Below are 14091 nucleotides of genomic sequence, written 5' to 3'. Positions count from 1 at the left end.
GCTCATCTGAGTACGGGGATGTTCGTTTATTGCTTGATTGTCGATTTGATGTCTTCGATATGTTTCAAGGTGACAGTCGTATCGACTTGTGTGAAGGAGCGTAAGATTTCGTATAGTCGGACTTGCTCATCAAGATCGAATACAAAGTCCTGATAGGTGATCAGCTCTTTGATCCATTTTTGGCGATTGAGCACAGGGACCTCGGTAGATTCAATTTTTTTGAGCGTCGAACGATTGCTGAACACAATCCATGAGTGGAGATGGGTTCGGTCCACTCCAAGCACTTGCTCGATGGCTTTGAGATGCAATTCATTTTGCTTGATTGGATTGAAGAAGCGGTGTTTTTTACGGCGGGGGAGTGTCTGCGTCCAGTATTGGTCACGTGCCCGACCGAATATCCAACCGCTATAGTTTTTAGACTCGATGACATGTACCCCGGATTGGTTGATTAAAATGACATCGATTTCAGTGGTTCGATCTTTTTTAGAAGGATGGGGGAGATACAAGTTTGTCAGAATTAACGGTTGGAAGAACTTTGACTCAATCTCCGCCACACATAAGTATTCTCCGAATAGACCGGTGTCTTGGACCACTTTGAAGTAAGAATGTCGAGTTTGTTGAGAATACTGACTGTTTTGATAACGTTTGACCTTGTAGAGGGTGATAAGTGTGAGGACGAGAAAAATGGGTGCGAATAGACTGATTAAGGTAATTAAAATACCTTCGAACAATTCTGTTAGTAGTGAAGCCATCGAATCCCTCCCTTTGTATCCACTATACAAGAAGCAAGATGATTCATATGTATATTTTTTACAATTGAGGATAATCGTTTTTTACATCATAAAGGACCCAGCGAAATGGGTCCTTTTGATTAGGTTTCATGCTTCAGCGCCTCACGCTCTTCTTCTGTAAAGACTCGAGAACGTCCTAAAAAGCGTTTCCCTTCGACACCTTCAAGCGAGAACATACCACCTCGACCATCGACCACATCGATGATCAGTTGTGTATGTTTCCAATAATCATATTGTTTCTCATGGATATAAAATGGTGTCTCGCCGATTTCACCGAGAAGAACATCGTGGTCGCCCACCATGAACTCGTCACGTGGGAAACACATGGGAGAGCTCCCGTCACAACATCCTCCTGACTGATGAAAGAGGAGGGGACCGTGTTTCGATTTGAGACGTTCGATGAGTTCGAGCGCGGCGGGGGTGGCCTCGACTCGTCTCACCATCTTAGAAGAACCCGAGCTTTTGTTCGCTGTAGCTGACGAGCATGTTTTTCGTACGTTGATAGTGACCGAGCATCATCTTATGGTTCTCACGACCGATTCCGGACATTTTGTAACCACCGAATGCAGCATGTGCCGGATAGGAGTGGTAACAGTTGATCCAGACACGTCCTGCTTGAATTTCACGACCGAAGCGGTATGCACGGTTCATGTCTCGTGTCCACACGCCTGCCCCGAGTCCGTAAAGGGTATCGTTCGCGATGGCGAGTGCTTCCGCATCATCTTTGAATGTCGTCACGGATAAGACCGGTCCGAAAATCTCTTCTTGGAAGATTCGCATCTTGTTATGACCTTTGAAGATGGTCGGTTGAATGTAATACCCGTCCGCGAGCTCTCCGTCCATCATGTTGCGCTCTCCACCGATTAGACACTCTGCGCCCTCTTCTTTCCCGATTTGGAGATAAGACAGGATTTTTTCCATCTGTTCGTTCGACGCTTGTGCACCCATCATGACATCGGCATCGAGTGGGTTACCGAGCTTGATTGCTTTGACGCGTTCTAGCACGCGTTCCATGAACTTGTCATAAATCGACTCTTGAATCAAGGCGCGAGATGGGCATGTACAGACTTCCCCTTGATTCAAGGCAAACATGACGAGACCTTCGATCGCTTTGTCGAAGAAATCATCATCCGCTTCCATGATGTCGGCAAAGAAGATGTTTGGTGACTTCCCACCGAGCTCAAGCGTGACAGGGATGATGTTTTGAGAAGCGTACTGCATAATGAGGCGACCTGTCGTCGTCTCACCGGTGAAGGCGACTTTATCGACACGGTCACTCGATGCGAGTGGTTTTCCTGCTTCGAGACCGAAACCGTTCACGATATTGATGACACCAGGTGGTAATAAATCTTCGATGAGTTCCATGAGAACCATGATTGAAGAAGGTGTTTGTTCTGCCGGCTTTAAGACGACACAGTTTCCGGCAGCGAGTGCCGGTGCGAGTTTCCAGACCGCCATCAAAATCGGGAAGTTCCATGGAATGATTTGAGCGACGACGCCGAGTGGCTCATGGAAATGATAAGCGACCGTATCGTGGTCGAGTTCACTGATGCCGCCTTCTTGTGAGCGGATGACCCCTGCGAAGTAACGGAAATGGTCGATGGCGAGCGGAAGGTCAGCGTTGAGCGTTTCCCGAACTGCCTTCCCATTTTCCCATGTTTCCGCATAGGCGAGCATTTCGAGGTTCTCTTCCATGCGGTCTGCAATTTTATTCAAGATGACAGAACGTTCCGTGACAGACGTTTTGCCCCAATCCTCTTTGGCTGCATGAGCGGCATCCAAAGCAAGTTCAATATCCTCTTTCGTTGAGCGGGCGACTTCACATAATACTTTCCCATTTACAGGAGATGTGTTTTCAAAGTATTCTCCACCAGCCGGTGCGGTCCACTTTCCGTTAATGTAGTTCTCATAACGGTCTTTAAACTGTACTTTCGTTCCTGCTGAGTTCGGTACTTCATAAATCATGATCGTTCCTCCCTTTTCATACGAGATAGAGGAGTTATGTATGCGCTTACATTTGGAGGTAAGCGAACGACTCCCTTTTTTCATCGTAACGGTATGATGTGATAAAAGTCAAAATTTTTTGACAATAATTTGTCAATCTTTTGTAAAAACGTTTTGAACTCAAGATTTGTGGAAATGACTAGACTGTACACACTAATTCATCCATAAGGAGTGAGTCACGATGGCTAAGACATATCAAATTGACCCGGCGCATAGTTCGATCACGTTCACGGTCAAGCACATGATGATTTCCAAGGTGAAGGGCGAGTTCAAAGAATTTGATATTAAGGCGAACGGTGAGCCGAGCGATTTAGCGAATGCGAGTGTGAAAGTGACGATTCAGGCAGCATCGATCGACACCAACAACACGGATCGGGATAACCACCTCCGCTCAGGCGATTTCTTCAATGCCGAGGAACATCCGCATCTCGTCTTTCATTCAACTTCTTTTCGTTCAAAAGGGGGCGGAGAATTCGAAGTGACAGGGGATTTAACGATTCGAGGAACGACTCGGGAAGAGACGTTCGAAGTGGAGTATGAAGGAAGCGCAAAAGACCCATGGGGCAACACGAAACACGCCTTCTCCGGAGAAGGGTCGCTCAACCGTGAGGACTATGGATTAACGTGGAACCAAGCGCTTGAGGCGGGCGGTGTTCTCGTCGATAAGAAAGTCAAATTCGAGTTCGAGCTCCAATTCACTGAATCGGAGGCATAAGAAAAGTCGCTCAGGTGAGCGACTTTTTATTGTTCGTATACCAATTTTTTCTGAAGACTGTCTTCGCTAAACACCCAACCTGTAAAGGATGACAACACGTCATTCGTCTGCTCGTCGACGATGACGACGGCAACGAACGGATACATGTTTTTAGAGAAATAACGCAAGTTTGTGAAGCGGTATTCGATCATCCCGTTATGGCGTGTCACGGTGTACGTGTGAATTTTAGAAAACTCGAGGAACGCCTGTAAGTCAGCATTTTTCCGAGCCTCTACGAAATGGAGATCTTCTTCTCCTGGCATCGGTTTGTCGCGGAAGCGACCACATTCGATGACTTTGCCTTTTTTCACTTTTACGGCTCCGAGACCATCGCGGAAACGGACGGCGACATGCCAGTCATCCCAACCAATTCCTGGAGAGATGAACAATTCATGTGCCCCTGCAAAGTGTCTCGCCACGGTAGCGAGCGCGCGGTTACGTAATTTAAACTGAATGGCATAGTAACTGATGACAAGCGCAATGAGCAGTGCAAAAATAGGGACAGTCGCACCCGTTATCATCCATAATGCATATGCACCGTAATAAGCGGAGAACAAGTACGGATCAAACGTCCCGATTACGCCCCAGCCGATCCATTTTTTCGAAAAAGGTTGTAGCGCTTGCGTCCCGTAAGCATTAAATAAGTCGACCGTGACATGAAGCAACACGGCGATTTGTGCCATGACCCATAGGGAGGCAGGATTGACACCGAGAACCGTCCCGATGACAGCGCTGACGATGATTGGCCAAGCGAGAAGCGCGGTGATTCCATGTGAACGACCACGATGCTGGCGTAAATACGTACTATTTCCTTTTAACTTAAAGACGGTGTCGAAGTCGGGTGCATGCGAGCCAACGAGAGCCGTGGCTGTCATCGCTAAAAACAGTTGTGCATCACCTGACACTTCCGGGCTGAGCGTCGCGATGGCACTTAAACCAAGTCCCATACCAATGTGTGTCGCAGTATCCAATGTGCGTCAGCACCTCCATCAATAATGAAAGAATTACGTCATCTATTCCTATTTATCATACAATATTTTTAAAACGAGGGGAAACACAATGCTTAATCTTGATAAATTGTTCACAAATTATAATATTCATCATTTTAACGAGGAACTCATCACCTGGTTCAATCGGGAAAAGCGTGATTTACCTTGGCGTCATGCGAAAAATCCTTATCGCGTGTGGGTGAGTGAGGTCATGTTGCAACAGACACGAGTCGATACGGTCATCCCATATTACAACCGGTTCATGGAACGCTTTCCGACGCTCGAAGATCTCGCAGCTGCTGACACGGATGAGGTCGTAAAGTATTGGGAAGGGCTCGGGTACTACTCTCGCGTCCGGAACTTACATGAAGCGGTCAAAGAAGTCGCTTCTGTTTACGAGGGAATCGTCCCGGAGGAGAAAGAACGTTTCGAGAAACTAAAAGGGGTCGGACCGTATACGACGGGAGCCGTACTGTCGATTGCCTACAATCAACCGGAACCGGCTGTGGATGGAAACGTCATGCGCGTCATGTCCCGTCAATTCGGGATCTATGACGACATCGCCTTGCCGAAGACGCGCAAAATCTTTGAACAAGTCGTTCGTCGATTGATGGATCCGGCTCACGCATCCGATTTTAACGAAGGCGTGATGGAGTTAGGTGCGACGGTCTGTACGCCGAAGAATCCGATGTGCTCACTCTGTCCTGTTCAAGACACATGTTATGCATATGCGCATCATGTACAAGATGAGCTACCGGTCAAAACGAAGAAGGGAGCAGCACGTATCGAAATGTATGACGCGCTATGCATCGAGAAAGATGGAAAAGTCGCCTACGAACAACGAGCGGATAAGGGGTTGCTTGCTGGGATGTGGCAATATCCGCTTATGGATCGAGGAACGGGGGAACAACTTAACGGAACGTATCTCGGGCAAGTGAAGCATGTCTTCTCTCATATCGTTTGGTATATCGATTTGTATCGCGTCGATACGCTTCCGACGGATGACGTCGTCTGGCTAGACGCTTCGGAGCGTGAGGTGAAGACGGTTTCTGTGGCTCAACAAAAATTAGAACGATTGGCAGGTGGCGAACGTGAGACGATTTGATGTAGAGTCGACATATGATATGACGGTCGATTCGCTTTGGGATTTGTTACAGGATGCCTCGCTTTTGACGAAACTGACGAAGTTTCCTAAAGTACGCTTAGTAGGGGACGGCGCCTCGGTCGAAGGGAATGAAGTGAAGTTGTTCATTGGGGTCGGTCCGGTGGAGCTGCCGTGGAACAGTGCCATCACCGTGGTGGGAAACCAGGCATTCTGCGATCAAGGAAAGACGTTACCGTTTCCGTTCAAGCGGTTCACACACGTGCATCGGCTCGAGTCGCGTGATGGCAAGGTGGTCATGATCGACGAAGTAACGTTCGATAGCTATGTTCCGAACATACTCGTCGAGTATTTCGTGCTTCGTCCGATGTTCCAAGAGCGGGCGCGCGCCTTCCAAAAAACACTAAATTCATGAAAATAAGAGATTTCCTTTTTCATTGGTTCTGAAAGTCGCTATAATTAAATATGAGAATTGTATAGCATCATAGCGGAAAGGAGGAGCTTATGAGCTTATTTCCCAAAGCAGGTAGCAAAATCGAGATACAGAGCTACAAGCACAACGGAACTTTGCATCGCGTTTGGGAAGAAACGCTCGTCCTTCAGTCGTCAAAAACGGATATGATCGGATTCAATGACCGCATCATGGTCAGCGAGTCAGACGGTCGGCAATGGAGAACGCGAGAGCCGGCAATTTGCTACTTTTCATCTGAGTATTGGTTCAATGTCATCTGTATGATTCGCGAAGACGGGATTTACTACTACTGTAATCTAGGTTCGCCGACTACATTTGATGGGGATGAACGTGCCATCAAATATATCGATTACGATTTGGACATCAAGGTGTTCCCGGATATGTCGTACACGATTTTAGATGAAGATGAATATGAGCGGCATCGTCGCGAGATGAATTATCCGAAAGCGATTGATCGAATCTTGAAGCAGAACGTACAAGAACTGATCAACTGGATTCGAGGACGGAAAGGGCCGTTCAACCCAACATTCGTCGATGAATGGTATCGCGAATACGAAGCACGTTACCGGAGATGATTCCTCATCTCCGCTTTTTTTCTTAAGTCAGGAGGCATTATGGGTAGTATTAAACGTTATTTGCAGTTTGTTCGTCCGTATAAGAAACAAATTGCCCTTACCATTTTCGTCGGGATTTTGAAGTTTTCCATTCCGCTCGGATTACCGTTACTTTATAAATATGTCATCGATAACTATTTGACGGACGATGCGCCGAAGCAGGACTACACGACGCTCGTCTGGTTGTTCAGCATCGTTTTCTTCGTCTTCTTGGTCCTCAAGCCACCGATCGAATACTTGCGTCAATATTTGGCGCAGTGGGCCGCAACGCGTGTCTTGTTCGATGTGCGGAACCGGTTATTCGACCACGTCCAAAAGTTGTCACTCCGCTATTATTCAAACAATAAGACGGGACAAATCATTTCACGGATCATCAATGACGTCGAACAGACGAAAGACTTCGTCATCACCGGGCTGATGAATATTTGGCTCGACATGGTCACCATCCTTATCGCCATCGGGATCATGTATACGATTGACCCGCAACTCACGTTGATCGCGATTTTACCACTTCCGTTTTATGCGATCGCAGTCCGCTATTTCTATGGGCGGTTGCGTCGTTTGACGCGTGAACGGTCGGCGGCACTCGCTGATTTACAAGGGCATTTGACAGAGCGCGTCAACGGGATGGCGGTCATTCGGAGTTTTGCGCTAGAGCCATATGAGAATAAGGCGTTTGAACAACAAAATGGTGGCTTTTTGAACGCGGCACTCAAACATACGAGTTGGAACGCCAAGACGTATGTCGTCGTATCGACCATCACCGACATCGCGCCAATCCTCATCTTCACGACGGCATCGTGGCTCGTCATTCAAGAAGCGGTATCGCTCGGGACGCTCGTCGCGTTCATCGCGTACATCGACCGACTCTATGCACCGCTCGGTCGTCTCGTCAACTCGGCGACGACACTCACGCAGTCGGTCGCATCGATGGACCGTGTCTTTGAGTTTTTGGATGAAACATATGATATCGAAGAGAAACCGAACGGGTTCGTCCCGTTGTCGACAGCAGGTAAAATCGACCTTGAGCATGTGAGCTTTTCGTATGAACAGGACGGGGCACGAGCGTTGAACGATGTGAACCTTCAAATCCGCTCCGGGGAACGCGTGGCGTTTGTCGGAATGTCCGGTGGAGGGAAATCGACACTCGTCAGTTTGATTCCGCGTTTCTATGACGTGACGGATGGAAGCATCAAAATCGACGGCATCGATGTGCGTGATTTCAAATTACGTGCACTCCGCGACCAGATTGGGATGGTCATGCAGGATTCGGTCCTCTTCAGCGAATCGGTTGCGATGAATATTCGGATGGGGAAACCGGATGCGACGGATGAGGAAGTCATCGCGGCGGCCAAGGCAGCGAACGCCCATGAGTTCATCTCGAAACTACAGGACGGATATGCGACACCGGTCGGGGAGAAAGGTGTCAAACTGTCTGGTGGACAGAAGCAGCGGCTTGCGATTGCACGTGTCTTTTTGAAGAATCCACCAATCTTGATTTTAGACGAGGCGACGAGTGCGCTTGATTTAGAAAGTGAAGCGATGATTCAAGACTCGTTGGCCCGTCTGACGAAAGGGCGGACGACGTTAATCGTTGCCCACCGTTTGTCGACCATTACGGACGCCGATCAAATCGTCGTCGTGGATAACGGTCAAATCATGGAGACGGGTACGCATGAAGAGCTGATGCGTCGTCGCGGGGCGTATTACGACCTGTATATGATTCAAGATTTAGCTGTAGTTGAATAATGAAAAAAGTCGAGTCCCTATGGGCTCGACTTTTTTAGCGGTCTAAAAATCGTTTACGAACATCTGGTGAAGGGAGTGTGCACACTTCCTTCTTTCCAAATAGACGTGTCCGATATTTGGCGAACAACGTATATCCATGATCACGAATCGGTCTAGGTATGAAACGAATGAGTCGAAGCAGGCGCCAACGGCCATCAAGGTGTTCGGCAATTCGAATCGCAGCGTCTGATTTTAAGTAAGGAACCCCTTCCTCAATATAGACGATGCTGTCGACTGATTCCGGGATCCGGTGTCGTGTTCGGAGCGACTGACCGACCTCGCTTTGGAGTGAAGCAAAGTGAATCGAGGCGTGTCGATCATGACGAATGATGAACTGAACACTGGCATCACAGAAGTTGCAATCGCCATCAAATAAAACAATCGCAGGCAAGTACTTCGCCTCCTTCATCGTACTGTTTTACCGTTTTGTCTTCATGTTAAACGTCAAGCAGCGAGTTGGCGAGCAGGTTGCATCTTGTAGAGCGATACATAATACAAGTAAGCACCGAGGGCACCGAAGACAAACATGTAACCGCTCATCAAGACCGGACCGATGAACGCGCCGACGACAATTCCTGCCGCAGCAACCAACTTGGCTCCATGGAATGTGAGCCCGCCGAACGCGAGGTAGGAAGCCCGACGTTCAGGATTGAGGAGGTCAACCTGTTTCACTTGCCGAATCGGAGAGTAGAGGAGTTCGCCGATTGTGAAGATGATTGCGAGTGTGGCCAGGACGATAAAGGAGTTCATCGAGGTAATGGCGGCGTATGCTGTGATATATAACGATAAGCCAATGAAAAACACGGTCTTCTCTTTGAAACGTTTGACGAAAGCGGTGACCGCAAACGTGATGGCGACGACGAGCAAGGTATTCTCTAGTTGCATAAACGCCATCATGCGAACCCCATCAAAAGGTATCCCGAGAATTTGACGACTTTCGAATGACTCTGCTAAATGGACACCGATATAGTTCGCCATATGAAACTCGGTCGAAAAGACGAGCATACTTCCAAATACGAATGTGATCCATCGGCGGTCGCGTAACGCGATTTTATAGTTTTCGATGACACCATGAATCGGATTTGCCGGTGTTGAACGATTGCCGGTGTATGTGTCGACCAAATAGCGTTGAAGAATGATTGTGGTCACAGTGAGAATGACCGTCATACCAATGAAGAGGGCGAAACGATGGTCGCGATAGAAGGCGCCGCCGAGCATGACGCCTCCGGCGATAGCCAAGTTGACGAGCCAGTAGTCATACACGTAGATGGCTTTTCGATTCGATTCTTCCATGGAGTCGATGACGATTGCCTCAAGTGCCGGATAGTTCAATCCGTTCGAAACGGCATGTCCGAAGTAGAGGATGGCGACGACGAGTGCCCAGTTATTTGATGGGTGAATGGCGATGGTCATCCCAAGAAAACAGATGATTTGAATCACCTGCCCAATTTGTAAGACAACCTTCCGATTGAACCGATCGGAAAAGTACCCACCGAATAGACCGGTCAAGTAACCGACGATAACGAATGAGGTCATGATGATTCCAGCGGGGACTTTCCCCAACTCTTCTGAGAAATAGAGTGCCATGAATGGGAAAATGGCTGATCCGACGATTCGAATACAAAATCCGCAAACGAGTCGCAAACGGACATTTAATGGAAAATCTTTAAATTTCATATGGTGAGCACCTCCTTGGTTCTACTGTAATGGGGGACGGTACATGATAAAAAGAGACACTTTTTTTAAAGATGTCCCCTTTTACAAAAAAAGAGATGCTCGCGCATCTCCCTCTCTTACAATTGAGCAAACGAGCGGTGGACCGCTTCGATCGTCTCTTCGATATCTTGTTCCGTATGCTCTGTCGTCAAGAACCAGGCCTCATATTTCGATGGAGCCAAGTTTACGCCATTCTCCAGCATCAACTTGAAGAAACGTCCGAACTTCTCACCATCTGACTTTTCCGCACCTTCATAGTCGGTGACGATTTCATCCGTGAAGTAAACGGTGAGTGCCCCTTTCAAGCGGTTGAGCGTGATCGTGACATCATGCTTTTCTGCCGCCTCGCGGATGCCAGCTTCCAGTTTTGCACCGAGTGCGTCTAATTTCTCATAGACACCAGGTTGCTCGAGCACTTCAAGGCAAGCGATTCCTGTCGCCATCGAAGCAGGGTTACCGGCCATCGTGCCGGCTTGATATGCAGGTCCGAGTGGAGCGACCGTCTCCATGATTTCAGCCTTGCCGCCGTAAGCACCGATTGGTAGACCGCCACCGATAATCTTACCGAGCGCTGTCATATCCGGTTCGATGCCATACACTTGTTGGGCACTTCCGTATGTGAAACGGAACGCCGTGATGACCTCATCATAGATGACGAGTGCGCCGTGTTCATGTGTGATATCATTGACAGCTTGTAGGAAACCTGGCTTCGGTTCGACGATGCCGAAGTTCCCGACAATCGGTTCGACGAGGACACATGCGACCTGGTCTCCCCATTCTTTCATCATCTCGCGATATGCTTCGACGTCGTTGAATGGGACGGTGATGACTTCTTTGGCAGTGGCTTTTGTTACACCTGCAGAGTCCGGAGAACCGAGTGTCGCTGGACCACTACCTGCCGCAATCAGCATGAGATCCGAATGACCGTGATAACAACCGCTGAATTTCACAACGAGTTCACGACCGGTGTAAGCACGGGCGACTCGTACTGTCGTCATGACGGCTTCCGTCCCCGAGTTCGTGAATCGTACTTTATCCATCGAAGGGATTGCTTGTTTTAGTTTCTTCGCAAACTCGACTTCGAGACGATGAGGTGTCCCGTAAAGTAAGCCTTTTAAAGAAGCATTGACGAGCGCTTCATGAATATGGGGATGGGCGTGACCGGTAATGATTGGACCGTACGCTGCCAAATAATCGATGTAGCGATTCCCGTCTACATCATAGAAATAGGCGCCTTCGCCGCGTTCCATATATACAGGAGCACCGCCACCGACCGCTTTGAATGAGCGGGACGGACTGTTGACACCTCCGACGATATGAGTGAGTGCATCTTGGTACAATGCATCAGATGACTGACGAGTTGATGAAGTAGTCATATGTATTGCCTCCTTATTCAAATTCGCACTTATTGTAACATAGCCGTCAACCGCTTAAGCTCAGTGTTTGACGAGTAGTTGAGAAATCAGTACACTATTTATAAAGATTACTATGTAAGAAATAAGTTAATGTTCAAAACTATTTCGCATGAATTTTATAGAAGAAATGAGGGATTGACGTGGGAAGCGAAATGCTTGACCATGCTGTTCAGTCGCTCCGGGAACATGGAGTCAGAATGACGCCTCAGCGCCAGGCCATTTTGGAGTACCTCGTCACGGAGCACAGTCACCCGACAGCGGATGACATTTATAAGGCACTAGCCGCACGGTTTCCGAACATGAGTGTGGCCACTGTATACAACAACTTGCGCGTCTTTAAAGAGGTAGGCCTCGTTCAAGAAATGAACTATGGGGACGCCTCGAGTCGTTTTGACTTTGTGACATCGAAGCACTATCACATCATCTGTGACACGTGTGGAAAAGTCGTCGACTTTAACTATCCTGTATTAGATGAAATCGAATCGGTTGCATCTCAATTGACTGGATTCAAAGTTGATCGTCACCGTCTTGAAGTGTACGGAACGTGCCCGTCTTGTCAGTCTGAACAATCGCAAACACATTAAAAAACCACATCCGACTGCTCGGATGTGGTTTTTGTGTTAGTCCGTTTGTTGTGACTGACGTTTGTTGTATTTCTCATCGAACTCTTTACCTTCAAGTGAGCGGTCGATTGTGAGCGGTTCGTCGCAATGCATACATAAGTCGACGCGTCCGAGCATCTTCGTCTCTTTTTCACAGTTCGGACAAGTCACGATGATGGCTTTTGTCGAGGCCATCCCGACGATGAAGTAAAGGGCAGAGCTCGCAAGTACCATGACAAATCCGAGAAGCATGAAAATAATCATGAGCCAGGTGATGGATTTGGCGAGAAGGCCGAGATACATGACCCCGATCCCACCGAAGATAAGAAGTAATGCTATATTACGTGCGCGGTTGATTTTGTTCCCCCGTTTTTTCATGAGTGAATCCCTCCAATAGTCTGTCTCTATCATAGCTCATCTTCAAACGAGTGAGAAGTTCCTGCACTTTTTCGGCAGGAGTTTTTTGAAAAGAGGGCGAAATTGGTTCGTATCGAAAATGACAATCGTCATATATAGTCAACTTGCGATTGAGAGAGAAGGGGTCCAGATGACGATGGAATATGCGACTCGCACCATTTACTCAGAATATGCTGCATTAAAAACGACACTCGGGATTATTGAAGTGAAGAAAAAGCGGGCACGTGATCCGTTGACGGATCAATCGGATCGCCTGCTCATTGTGATTGAAGCAAAACCAGAACCGTTTTGGACGGTGAAACACTATCAGGTCGGTCAAGAAAAAATCGTCCTGCACGTAGTCAGTGACTCGATGATGGATCGGTGGATTGTCTTGAATGAAAATCGGCGAGCCATTCACTGGATTGAAGACGGAATCGTCTTGTTCGAACGAAATGAGTACATTTTAGAGTTACGACAGCGCAACCGCAATTTAACGAATCGGGAACAACGTTTACAACTCTCGATCTCTTTCGCAAAGTTGTTGCGTCGGTTTGAAGACGGACGATATCTATTTTTAGAAGGGGAGTTCCAAGACGCCTTCACTCAGATTCATCATGCGCTCACTCATCTGGCACGCCTCTCGATTCTTGAGGCGGGGATTCATCCGGAAATCGTATTGTGGGAACAGGTACGAGCCATTGACCTCGAAATTTATAAGCTGCACGAGGAATTGGTCGGAGGACAAGAATCGCTTGAACAGCGCATCCACCTTGTCGTCATTGGCATGGAACATTTGATTCAATCGAAAGTGTTGCCGGGGACGTTGTTATTACTTCAGACGATGCAGGAGAAAGGCGGAGCGTGGACGTTCTCAGAATTGATGGAACATCCGAATTTGAATGAGCTCCGTGTCGACCTTGGAAGCATCATTGGTTTTTTAGTGAAAAAAGGGTATGTTCGAACGGTCACGAGACCGACGAAAGGAGTCGGGGTAGAGGCAGTGCTTTATGAGATTGCTTAACTTCCCTTTCATAGGAACAATGAGGAGAAAATCAGTTATATGAAACTATTGAAATTTAGCGTGGGAACCGTCTTTATTTTATTTGTCACGATTGTGATTTCTGTCTTTGTCGCCCTTTTTACGATGGGAGACCCCATCACACTTGGGCGACCGATTATTTGGACGATATGGTACATGGCCGTTCTACTAATCATATGTATGGGACTCTATGATATTTCGTCCTTTTCAAAACAAAAGATTCGAAAAGTTCTCGGCTGGGGTGCGCTGGTCGGTGCTGTCCTATTCGCTTCTGTGAAAGGATATTATTTGTATCAAGATAGTTTGAAGATTGAGGAACGCGGTGTGGAGTTGATGGATTATCAGCCGTTCACGGATTCAGAACAATTGGCGAGACTCGATCACGAGGCTTCGGTGAAGTTTGAGG

Annotated in this window: 16 protein-coding genes (1 of these 16 only partly in view); 8 read left to right on the top strand and 8 right to left on the bottom strand. The window is 47.8% G+C overall.

The annotated features are described in order from the left end of the window. Window positions 1–26 precede the first annotated feature (26 nt). From F3H97_RS12350 to adh, 3 genes are all read right to left on the bottom strand, one after another. Window positions 27–752, bottom strand: coding sequence for a nuclease-related domain-containing protein (locus F3H97_RS12350; protein ID WP_196431533.1), 726 nt, complete (start codon window positions 750–752; stop codon window positions 27–29). A 119-nt stretch (window positions 753–871) separates the two neighbouring features. Further along, window positions 872–1234, bottom strand: a complete 363-nt coding sequence (locus tag F3H97_RS12345; protein WP_015880890.1) for a DUF779 domain-containing protein — start codon at window positions 1232–1234, stop codon at window positions 872–874. A gap of 1 nt (window position 1235) precedes the next feature. Continuing rightward, complete coding sequence (gene adh / locus F3H97_RS12340) at window positions 1236–2756, bottom strand: aldehyde dehydrogenase (RefSeq protein ID WP_074037701.1); 1521 nt, start codon at window positions 2754–2756, stop codon at window positions 1236–1238. Window positions 2757–2976: 220 nt separating this feature from the next. On the opposite strand from adh, the gene F3H97_RS12335 reads away from it, so the two are divergent. Continuing rightward, window positions 2977–3510 (top strand): YceI family protein, encoded by a 534-nt coding sequence (locus tag F3H97_RS12335; RefSeq protein ID WP_074037700.1) that lies wholly within the window; start codon window positions 2977–2979, stop codon window positions 3508–3510. Between the two features lie 26 nt (window positions 3511–3536). Here F3H97_RS12335 and F3H97_RS12330 read toward each other — a convergent pair whose 3' ends face one another. Continuing rightward, entirely contained in the window at window positions 3537–4520 is a 984-nt protein-coding gene (locus F3H97_RS12330) for a metal-dependent hydrolase (protein ID WP_015880893.1), read from the bottom strand. A gap of 88 nt (window positions 4521–4608) precedes the next feature. On the opposite strand from F3H97_RS12330, the gene mutY reads away from it, so the two are divergent. From mutY to F3H97_RS12310, 4 genes are all read left to right on the top strand, one after another. Beyond that, entirely contained in the window at window positions 4609–5643 is a 1035-nt protein-coding gene (gene mutY, locus F3H97_RS12325; RefSeq protein ID WP_196431532.1) for an A/G-specific adenine glycosylase, read from the top strand. Further along, the gene (locus F3H97_RS12320; RefSeq protein ID WP_196431531.1) at window positions 5630–6055 is read left to right on the top strand and encodes a hypothetical protein; all 426 of its coding nucleotides are present in this window, start codon (window positions 5630–5632) and stop codon (window positions 6053–6055) included. Before mutY ends, F3H97_RS12320 begins: the two co-directional genes overlap by 14 nt. 89 nt (window positions 6056–6144) lie before the next feature. Continuing rightward, window positions 6145–6687, top strand: a complete 543-nt coding sequence (gene ntdP, locus F3H97_RS12315; RefSeq protein ID WP_015880896.1) for a nucleoside tri-diphosphate phosphatase — start codon at window positions 6145–6147, stop codon at window positions 6685–6687. Between the two features lie 39 nt (window positions 6688–6726). Then, entirely contained in the window at window positions 6727–8475 is a 1749-nt protein-coding gene (locus F3H97_RS12310; RefSeq protein WP_196431530.1) for an ABC transporter ATP-binding protein, read from the top strand. A 34-nt stretch (window positions 8476–8509) separates the two neighbouring features. Here the strand turns inward: F3H97_RS12310 and F3H97_RS12305 are convergent, their stop codons facing one another. The 3 genes from F3H97_RS12305 to F3H97_RS12295 form a co-directional block, all read right to left on the bottom strand. Further along, the gene (locus F3H97_RS12305) at window positions 8510–8905 is read right to left on the bottom strand and encodes a thiol-disulfide oxidoreductase DCC family protein (protein WP_147538432.1); all 396 of its coding nucleotides are present in this window, start codon (window positions 8903–8905) and stop codon (window positions 8510–8512) included. Window positions 8906–8958: 53 nt separating this feature from the next. After that, window positions 8959–10191 (bottom strand): MFS transporter, encoded by a 1233-nt coding sequence (locus F3H97_RS12300; RefSeq protein ID WP_196431529.1) that lies wholly within the window; start codon window positions 10189–10191, stop codon window positions 8959–8961. 116 nt (window positions 10192–10307) lie between these two features. Further along, a complete protein-coding gene (locus tag F3H97_RS12295) occupies window positions 10308–11606 on the bottom strand; it encodes a glutamate-1-semialdehyde 2,1-aminomutase (protein WP_196431528.1) in 1299 nt (432 codons plus the stop codon). A 191-nt stretch (window positions 11607–11797) separates the two neighbouring features. On the opposite strand from F3H97_RS12295, the gene perR reads away from it, so the two are divergent. Beyond that, complete coding sequence (gene perR / locus F3H97_RS12290) at window positions 11798–12229, top strand: peroxide-responsive transcriptional repressor PerR (RefSeq protein WP_031421138.1); 432 nt, start codon at window positions 11798–11800, stop codon at window positions 12227–12229. A 36-nt stretch (window positions 12230–12265) separates the two neighbouring features. On the opposite strand, the gene F3H97_RS12285 is transcribed toward perR, so the two are convergent. Next, window positions 12266–12625: a YgzB family protein gene (locus F3H97_RS12285; RefSeq protein ID WP_031421140.1), complete on the bottom strand. Its 360-nt coding sequence runs from the start codon at window positions 12623–12625 to the stop codon at window positions 12266–12268. A gap of 169 nt (window positions 12626–12794) precedes the next feature. Here F3H97_RS12285 and F3H97_RS12280 point away from each other — a divergent pair, with 169 nt between their 5' ends. Continuing rightward, window positions 12795–13667, top strand: a complete 873-nt coding sequence (locus F3H97_RS12280) for a nucleotidyltransferase-like protein (protein ID WP_196431526.1) — start codon at window positions 12795–12797, stop codon at window positions 13665–13667. A gap of 39 nt (window positions 13668–13706) precedes the next feature. After that, window positions 13707–14091: the beginning of a substrate-binding domain-containing protein gene (locus tag F3H97_RS12275; protein ID WP_196431525.1), read on the top strand. 788 nt of this gene lie beyond the right edge of the window; only the first 385 of its 1173 coding nucleotides appear in the window; it begins with the start codon at window positions 13707–13709; the stop codon falls past the right edge of the window.

This window comes from Exiguobacterium sp. SRB7LM (genome assembly GCF_015712685.1).
Classification (GTDB): domain Bacteria; phylum Bacillota; class Bacilli; order Exiguobacteriales; family Exiguobacteriaceae; genus Exiguobacterium; species Exiguobacterium profundum.
The sequence above is the reverse complement of the archived record's forward strand: the minus strand, read 5'-3'. Positions and strand labels throughout refer to the sequence as shown.

What these genes read in the sequence shown, in the direction of transcription:
- F3H97_RS12350 (WP_196431533.1), bottom strand. Translation starts at nt 752, where the DNA reads ATGGCTTCACTACTAACAGAATTGTTCGAAGGTATTTTAATTACCTTA.
- F3H97_RS12345 (WP_015880890.1), bottom strand. Translation starts at nt 1,234, where the DNA reads ATGGTGAGACGAGTCGAGGCCACCCCCGCCGCGCTCGAACTCATCGAA.
- adh (WP_074037701.1), bottom strand. Translation starts at nt 2,756, where the DNA reads ATGATTTATGAAGTACCGAACTCAGCAGGAACGAAAGTACAGTTTAAA.
- F3H97_RS12335 (WP_074037700.1), top strand. Translation starts at nt 2,977, where the DNA reads ATGGCTAAGACATATCAAATTGACCCGGCGCATAGTTCGATCACGTTC.
- mutY (WP_196431532.1), top strand. Translation starts at nt 4,609, where the DNA reads ATGCTTAATCTTGATAAATTGTTCACAAATTATAATATTCATCATTTT.
- ntdP (WP_015880896.1), top strand. Translation starts at nt 6,145, where the DNA reads ATGAGCTTATTTCCCAAAGCAGGTAGCAAAATCGAGATACAGAGCTAC.
- F3H97_RS12310 (WP_196431530.1), top strand. Translation starts at nt 6,727, where the DNA reads ATGGGTAGTATTAAACGTTATTTGCAGTTTGTTCGTCCGTATAAGAAA.
- F3H97_RS12300 (WP_196431529.1), bottom strand. Translation starts at nt 10,191, where the DNA reads ATGAAATTTAAAGATTTTCCATTAAATGTCCGTTTGCGACTCGTTTGC.
- F3H97_RS12295 (WP_196431528.1), bottom strand. Translation starts at nt 11,606, where the DNA reads ATGACTACTTCATCAACTCGTCAGTCATCTGATGCATTGTACCAAGAT.
- perR (WP_031421138.1), top strand. Translation starts at nt 11,798, where the DNA reads ATGCTTGACCATGCTGTTCAGTCGCTCCGGGAACATGGAGTCAGAATG.
- F3H97_RS12285 (WP_031421140.1), bottom strand. Translation starts at nt 12,625, where the DNA reads ATGAAAAAACGGGGGAACAAAATCAACCGCGCACGTAATATAGCATTA.
- F3H97_RS12280 (WP_196431526.1), top strand. Translation starts at nt 12,795, where the DNA reads ATGACGATGGAATATGCGACTCGCACCATTTACTCAGAATATGCTGCA.